At 69.9% G+C, this 7,588-nt stretch carries 6 protein-coding genes; 1 reads left to right on the top strand and 5 read right to left on the bottom strand.

Annotated features, from left to right (window positions below; translation table 11 throughout):
- Window positions 1-59: 59 nt before the first annotated feature.
- On the top strand, window positions 60-320 hold the full coding sequence (rpsT, locus tag QZZ29_RS02295; RefSeq protein WP_291381052.1) for a 30S ribosomal protein S20: 261 nt from the start codon (window positions 60-62) through the stop codon (window positions 318-320).
- A 67-nt stretch (window positions 321-387) separates the two neighbouring features.
- On the opposite strand, the gene holA is transcribed toward rpsT, so the two are convergent.
- The 5 genes from holA to leuS form a co-directional block, all read right to left on the bottom strand.
- On the bottom strand, window positions 388-1,398 hold the full coding sequence (gene holA, locus QZZ29_RS02290; protein WP_291381051.1) for a DNA polymerase III subunit delta: 1,011 nt from the start codon (window positions 1,396-1,398) through the stop codon (window positions 388-390).
- A 4-nt stretch (window positions 1,399-1,402) separates the two neighbouring features.
- Complete coding sequence (locus QZZ29_RS02285; RefSeq protein ID WP_291381050.1) at window positions 1,403-3,775, bottom strand: ComEC/Rec2 family competence protein; 2,373 nt, start codon at window positions 3,773-3,775, stop codon at window positions 1,403-1,405.
- Window positions 3,772-4,464 (bottom strand): ComEA family DNA-binding protein, encoded by a 693-nt coding sequence (locus QZZ29_RS02280; RefSeq protein WP_291381049.1) that lies wholly within the window; start codon window positions 4,462-4,464, stop codon window positions 3,772-3,774. The genes QZZ29_RS02285 and QZZ29_RS02280 overlap by 4 nt, the downstream gene beginning before the upstream one ends.
- A 98-nt stretch (window positions 4,465-4,562) precedes the next feature.
- Window positions 4,563-5,432 (bottom strand): DegV family protein, encoded by an 870-nt coding sequence (locus QZZ29_RS02275; RefSeq protein WP_291381048.1) that lies wholly within the window; start codon window positions 5,430-5,432, stop codon window positions 4,563-4,565.
- A 6-nt stretch (window positions 5,433-5,438) separates the two neighbouring features.
- Window positions 5,439-7,588, bottom strand: a 2,150-nt coding sequence (gene leuS, locus QZZ29_RS02270) for a leucine--tRNA ligase (protein WP_291381047.1), incomplete at its 5' end; no start/stop codon positions are given.

Raw genomic sequence — 7,588 nt, 5'->3', positions numbered from 1 at the left:
GACGCCGTGTGCGCGCAAGAGCGACGCACGAGAACCGTCGTAGACCTCAAGGGATCCCCGTGGCAAACATCAAGTCCAAGATCAAGCGTATCGGCACGAACGAAAAGTCGCGCCTGCGCAACGTCGCCGTGAAGTCGGAGCTGAAGACGCACGTGCGCAAGGTGCGCGAAGCGGTCGCAGCTGGCGACAAGGCCGCAGCCGAGGCCGCGCTCAAGAGCGCATCGGTCAAGCTCGACAAGGCATCCTCGAAGGGTGTCATTCACGAGAACCAGGCGGCCAACCGCAAGTCGGCGCTCGCCAAGCAGGTGGGGCAGCTCTAGAGCCGCCCCCCTCACCGCTGAAGGCCCCGCATCTGCGGGGCCTTTTGCATTGTCCGAACGTCCCCGCCTACGTGTCCGCCGCGAGGCCCGCGACGTGCCGCACCAGCCGCTCGACCGTGAACGCGGGCGCCCTGTCGCCGCCCTTGACGGCATGGTCGGCCGCAGCCACGAGTTCGATGGCGGTGGCCAACCGGTCCGCATCCCAATTCCGCAGTTCGCGACGTGCCCGATCCACTTGCCACGGGGCGATGCCGAGATCCCGAGTGGGATCTACTCCCCTGCCGCGTGCGGCACCGACTTTGGCCAAGGTGCGCAGTTTTGCAGCGATGGCGGCGACAAGCGGAACGGGGTCGGTCCCCGTCTCAAGTGCATGACGCACGAGCGCGAGCGCCTTCGCCGTGTCCCCGACCACGGCCGCGTCGGCCACGGCAAAGCCGGTCGCGTTCACCCGCGTGCCGTAGTACTTCGCCACGGCCGCCTCGTCGATCCCACCCTGGACGTCCATCGTCAGCTGGGAACACGCCGCCGCGAGTTGTGACACGTCGGACCCCACGGAGTCCACCAAGGCCCTCACCGCCGCCGCGCTGGCCGTGCGCCCGGCCCGCGAGAACTCGGCGGCGACAAAGTCCACCAGATCGCTGTCACGCGTGACGGCCGGGCATCCGTATTCGGGTACTCCCGCCGCTCGCGCGGCATCCAGCAGCCTCTTGCCCCGGTTTCCGCCGCCGTGTCTCACGATCACGACGGCTTCAGGGTCCGGCGCCGCGACATACTCGATGGCGTCCGTCAGGAAGGCGTCATTCATCGACTCCGCCCCCTCGACGATCACCAGCGCGGTGCCCCCAAAGAGCGAGGGGCTTGCCGCAGACCGCAAGAGTCCCGCCGTGTAGGTCGCCGCCTCGAGGCGGTGCACGTCCGTTTCCGGATCGCGCGCCCTGGCAGCATCAACGATCAGGCCCAGCGCACGACTCCCCAGGAGTGCTTCGGGTCCCGACACCAGCACCACGGGAGCCGGCGCGGCACGGTGCCACGGCGGCGCACCCGCACTGGTGCGGCGGGGTGGCTTGGTCGCTGGCACGGCACTAGCCTGCCATGCCGGTGGGACACGCCGACGCCACAGCGCCGTCCGCACCCACCGCAATGTCTCCGCACCGCGCCGTCGTCATCACCGCCGTGGCATAGCGGGCATAGAGCGCGATCGTCTCGTCGGCTGGATGACCGTACGAGTTGTCGACTCCCACACTGATGGCGGCCACCCTGGCGACGACGGCAGAAGCGAGGTCGGCGGCTTGGACGGCCGACCCGTGGTGAGCAACTTTTACGAGATCCACCACCGCCGGGGAAGACAGCGTCGACGCGACGGCGGCCTGCCCTGCGGTCTCCAGGTCTCCCCACGCGAGCACCGTCACCGGCCCAGCCCGGATCGACAGAGCGATGCTCGCGTCGTTGATCTCGCTCGACGTGGCGGCATGGCTTGGACCCGCGGGTGGATACAGGACCACCATCGCGACATCACCCGTCGCCCATGCTTGGCCCGCCGATGGCACGCTCACGTGGGCGCCCGTGGCACGCACGTCGGACGTGCCGACGTCGTGACCTGCCGTGACCGCCGCGGGCGAGACCCACGCCCGGTCAATGCGTGCGACCTGGGCAATCTCGGCGACCGCGCCGTCGTGATCCGCGTGGGGATGAGTGAGCACGAGCAGGGCAATCTCCCGCACCCCATAGCGTTGCAGGCACGCCGCACCGGCACCGCCCGGCGGGCCGGTGTCGATCACCGCCGCCGAGCGGTCGGCCAGCCGCACCAGCATCATGTCTCCCTGGCCCACGTCGCACACCACGATCTTCCAGTCGCCCAGCACCGGTCCGGCGCGCAGCGCTAGCCCGGGCGCGACCACCACGGCGATGACCGCGATCACAGCGGCGGCCAGCTTCATCCCGCCCCGTGCCCGGCGCGAGGTGGACGCGAACGCCACGGACGCCGTGACGAGCCCGGCGAGGAGCACACCCGCCACCCCGGAGGGCCACACGAGCCAATGGCCAGGGGCCGCCGCGAACGCGCGAGCGGCCCACACCACAGGCCAGGCACACGCACCCGCCACGTGCATTCCCGCGACCCCCACGCCGGGCGCCACGAGCGCTACGAGCGTGGAGAGCAGTCCGATCACCGTGACCGGAAAGGCCGCGAGCGCCGCCACCAGATTCGCGGGCACGGCGTAGGGGCCGAACCCCGGCTGCAGCGTCACCAGCAGCGGCCAGCACGCCAGCCACGCCGCGAGCGGGATCGATATCGCACGTGCCAACCAGAAGGCCATCCACGTGCCTAGCCGCCGCTCCAGGTGGGGCGCCCACACCACGATCGCCGCGACTGCCACCACCGACAGTTGGAAGCCGATCGCCCCACCGAGACCAGGGTCGATGAGGAGCAGGACGACGACGCCGGCGCCGAGCGCGGGCAACGCGCGTGCGGGCCTTCCCCACCACCATCCGAGGGCGACCGCGATGGCCATCGTGAGGGCCCTCAGCACCGAGGGCTGAGGTAGGACCACGGCAGTCAGGCCCACCATGGCCGTCGCGAGCACGGCGGCGCGCAGCCAGCGTCGCGCGATCATCCGGGTCAGAGCCCAGCCGAGCACCAAGACCACGATCGCGAAGTGTGAGCCGGAGACTGCGGTCAGATGGGTCAGGCTGGTGGTGCGCATGTCCGCGCTCAGGTCGGCCGGCATCTGGTCGGTGTCGCCGATCACCATGCCCAGCACCAGGCCGCGCACGTCGTCGGGAAGCGGTGCGGCGGCCCGGCGCGCACTGGCCCGCACCGTGCCCACGGCGGCGAGGGGTCCGCGCGCGGTCTGAAGAACCTCGATGGTCGCGTCCCACACGCTCGCCTGGACGCGGCTGCTCAGGTTCTCGCTCGCATTCCCGGCGACGGCAACGGTGTCGCCGAACCGCGCGACCGTGGTGCCCTGCACGATCGCGTCGGCGGTGAAGTCTGCGGCTCGCGGCCGCAGGCACGGGCGGGTGCAGGCGCTCGAGACGGCGAGCGTGACGGCCGTCCTGGGCGAACCGGTCCACACATCGCGACCCGCGGGGCGCGGGTCGGACACCACGACTCCCACCATCTCCACGTGCGCGTGCGCCCGGATCGCATTCACGATGTCCTGCGGCACGTGCTCGCGCGCGCTCAACGCGGCCGTCGTGACCACGATCGTCACCATCAGGCATGTGAAGGCGACAAGCCAAGAGATCTCGCTGTTCCGCCGGAGCCGCACCCGCGGGGCCCGCCGCTCGCTCCCGCGCGCTGCTCGCCCGAGCAGTACCGCGACCGGCAGCGCCAGCACCAGGGCGCCACCCCACACCGCCGCCGCTACGGCCCATGCGCCGTCAGCGCCGACCCAAGCGCACGTGATGATGGCGCATGCGGCGGAGGGCAGCAACCGGGCGTCGTGCTCTGTCACACGGCGGCCGAGTCCGCCAGGCCCGCAATGATCGCCGGACCCAGGCCCGCGACGGCTTCAAGTGCCGCCACGGATGCGAACGGCCCGTGCTGTTCTCGGTACTCGACGATGCGGTCGGCCAGCACCGGACCCACCCCCGGCAGGTCTTCAAGCTGTGCGGCCGCCGCCGTGTTGATGTTGATGCGGCCGTCGGCTGAGACTCCAACGCTCGCGCCCGGATCGTCATGTGACGGCACGCGCACCTGCTCGCCGTCGGTGACCCGACGAGCCAGGTTGATCGCGTCGAGTTGAGCGCCGTCGATCGGACCGCCCGCGGCGGCGATCGCGTCGGTGACCCGGCTTCCGACGGAGAGCTCGTACACCCCGGGCCGCAACACGGCCCCCGCCACGTGGACACTCACAAGCACCACGCTCGCGTCGGAAGGCAGCCGAGACTCCACAGTGGCGTCCGGCGAGGGCGCAATCATGGCTGACATGGGGCGCGGCGCCCAGACCACGAGCGCTCCCGCGATGGCGGCAACCACGCCCAAGGTCACGATCACCCGTGGCGAGACGTCCCAGCGCCACCGCGGCGGCTGGGATGCGTCATGACCCTCCCCGAGCGCGCCGTGCGCGGCCCCGTAGGCACGTGCCGCAGCCCGCCGCAGCGCATGGTCTACCCGAGCGGTGACATCCCCCGTCGCGTCCATACGGGGACGTTAGGACGGACGCTGAGACCACCCTCGCTCGCACGCACGGACCGGGGAAACGAAGGCCCGCACGAATCCTGTGGACGACGCCAACGGGCCTACAGGCTCGCGGCCACGTCAGGGTGCACGTCAACCACGGCAACCGCGAGCGTGCCCGGCCCAGCGTGCGCGGCGAGAGCAGCCGACAGCCCCGCCTGGAGCACGGGCCAGTCTCCGCGTGTCGACAGAACCTGCCGGGCGTCGGTGACCAGATCGTCGTCCCCGGGCAAGGTCATGATGCCGATCACCGGATGACGCATCGTGGCGGCGTGTGACGCAACGCGGTCAAGCATGGCAGCGCGAGCCTTGTGGGACGACCTATGCCGTGCGATCGAGACCACGTCACCGTCGACGAGGCCAAGTTCAGGCTTGACTCCAAGCGCCCTGCCCACCGCGGCCACGGCGGGGCCGACCCGCCCTCCACGCCTCAGGTACTCGAGGGAGTCTGGCGAGAACAGGGACATCGAGGAACGGGAGGCGCGCTCAGCCTCCGCAACCACGTCCAGGTACCCACCGCCGGCCGCAGCCACAGCACTGGCGGACAGCACCGCCAAACCCGCCGCGAGGCCCGCCGTCCGCGAATCGACCACAGTCACCGGCACCGGCGCGCGCTCGGCGACGGACTTCATGGCCTGAGCGGTTCCCGAGATCTTGGCGGAGAGCGAGACAAAGACGAGCGACTCGGCGCCATTGGCCTTCGCCCATTCGGCAACGTCCATGAGCGCCTGCGGACCAGGTTGGGACGTGCCGACCTTGCGGCCGGAGACGAGCGAATGAACCACCTGGAGTGGCGACACGTCGCCGCCCTCGCTGAAGGGCTCATCATCGATGATGATCTGGAGCGGGGCTACCGCCACGCGCCAGGCCTGCGCGAGTTCGGCGGGCAGGCATGACGACGAGTCCGTCGCCACTACCACTCGATGATTCACGCGGGCCTACTTGCTGAGGACGACATTGACGAGCCCGGGCGGACGCACGATCACCGTGCGGACGGCGGCGCCGTCCATCGCGCGCTGGACGTTCGGGGATGCCAAAGCGAGCTGACGCAACTGCTCCTCGGTGGCATCGGGCGACACCTCGAGCCGGTCCCGCACCTTGCCCATCACCTGCACCACGCACGTCACGGTTTCTTGGACCAACAGGGCGTCGTCCACCTCCGGTAGCCCCGACAGGGCCACCAGGTCGCTGTGGCCCAGCATCGACCACATGTCCTCCGCGCAGTACGGCGCGAACAGGCTGAGCAGCTTGGCGACCACCTCGGCGGCCTCGCGGACGGCCGGGTCGGCGGCGCCGGGGCCGGAGTCGATCGCCTTGCGGGTCGCGTTCACCAATTCCATCACGCGCGCCACGACCACGTTGAAGCGGAACGACTCGACCAGTTCGGCCGCGTCGGCAAGGGTCCGATGCGTCACGGCCCGCAGGTCGCGGTCGCCTGCGGCGGGCTCGACGCCGGGCTCGCTGGAGACGTCCCGCGCCAGCCGCCATGCACGCGCCAAGAACTTGGCGGAGCCAGCCGGCGACACGTCCGCCCAGTCGATGTCGTCCTCGGGCGGGCCGGCGAAGGACATCGTGAGTCGAATCGCGTCCACGCCAAACTCGTCGAGCTGGGCGGCCAGGCTCACCAGGTTGCCGCGGCTCTTGGACATGGCCGAGCCATCCATCTGCACCATGCCCTGATTGAGCAGCGCGGTGAAGGGCTCGCCAAAGTCGACCATCCCCATGTCCCGCAGCGCCTTGGTGAAGAAGCGCGCGTACAGCAGGTGAAGGATCGCGTGGGTGACGCCGCCGACGTACTGGTCGATGGGCGCCCACTTCTTGGCCTCGGCCTCATCGAAGGGCCCGTCGGTCTTGCCTGGAGACAGGAAGCGCAGGAAGTACCAGGAGGAATCGACGAAGGTGTCCATCGTGTCGGTGTCGCGCAGAGCCGCGCCGCCACACGTGGGGCACGTGGTGTTGACCCAGTCGGTGGCCGCCGCCAGCGGCGACTGCCCCTTGGGCTTGAGGTCGAGGCCCTCCGTGGGCGGGAGCTTCACCGGAAGCTGATCGTCCGGTACGGGGACCTCTCCGCACGCGTCGCAGTGCACGATCGGGATGGGAGTGCCCCAGTAGCGCTGGCGAGAGATGAGCCAGTCGCGCAGGCGGTAGTTGACGGACGCCGCTGCGGCGCCCGCCTTCTCGAGTTCGGCAATGATCGCGGCGATGGCCGCGGACTTGTCCAGACCGTCCAGGGAGCCGGAGTTGATGAGGGTGCCGTCGCCGGTGGTGGCCACGCCCGACATCGCGGGGTCGGGCAAGGCGTTCCCGTCCTCGTCGCGGCAGTCCAGGACGGCGCGCACGGGAAGGCCCATGGCGCGCGCGAAGTCGAGGTCGCGCTGGTCGTGGGCGGGCACGGCCATGATGGCGCCGTGGCCGTAGTCCGCAAGCACGTAGTCGGAGGTCCAGATCTGCAGCCGCTCGCCGTTGACGGGGTTGATGGCGTACCGCTGCAGGAACACTCCGGACTTGGGCCGATCGGTGCTGAGTCGGTCGATGTCCGAAGCGGCGCGCACCTGCTCGACGTACGCGGCAAAGCGCTCCTGCGTCTCGGCATCGGCACCGGCAACCAGTTCAGCGGCCAGATCGGAGTCGGCGGCCACGACCATGAAGGTCGCGCCGTACAGCGTGTCGGGACGGGTCGTGTAGATGTCGATGGGCGCGTCGCGGCCCTCGATCACAAACTTGACGTCGGCGCCGCGAGATCGACCTATCCAGTTGCGCTGCATCGCGATCACCTTGGACGGCCACGTCTCACGCAGCGTCTCGAGCCCGTCAAGCAGTTCGTCGGCGTAGTCGGTCACCTTGAAGTACCACTGGGTGAGCTTCTTCTTGACCACGGGGGTGTCGCACCGCTCGCACAGCCCCGCCACCACCTGCTCGTTGGCCAGCACCGTCTGGTCGAACGGGCACCAGTTGACGAGCGACGGCTTGCGGTACGCAAGTCCGCGGTCAAACAGTCGAGTGAACATCCACTGGTTCCAGTGGTAGTACTCCGGGCGGTGCGTCATCAGCACGCGGTCCCAGTCGAAGGAGCACGCGTAGCGCTCCA

Source organism: Demequina sp., from assembly GCF_016278765.1.
In the GTDB taxonomy this organism is placed as follows: domain Bacteria; phylum Actinomycetota; class Actinomycetes; order Actinomycetales; family Demequinaceae; genus Demequina.
Note: the sequence above shows the minus strand (reverse complement) of the source record. Positions and strands in the feature narration are given on the sequence as shown.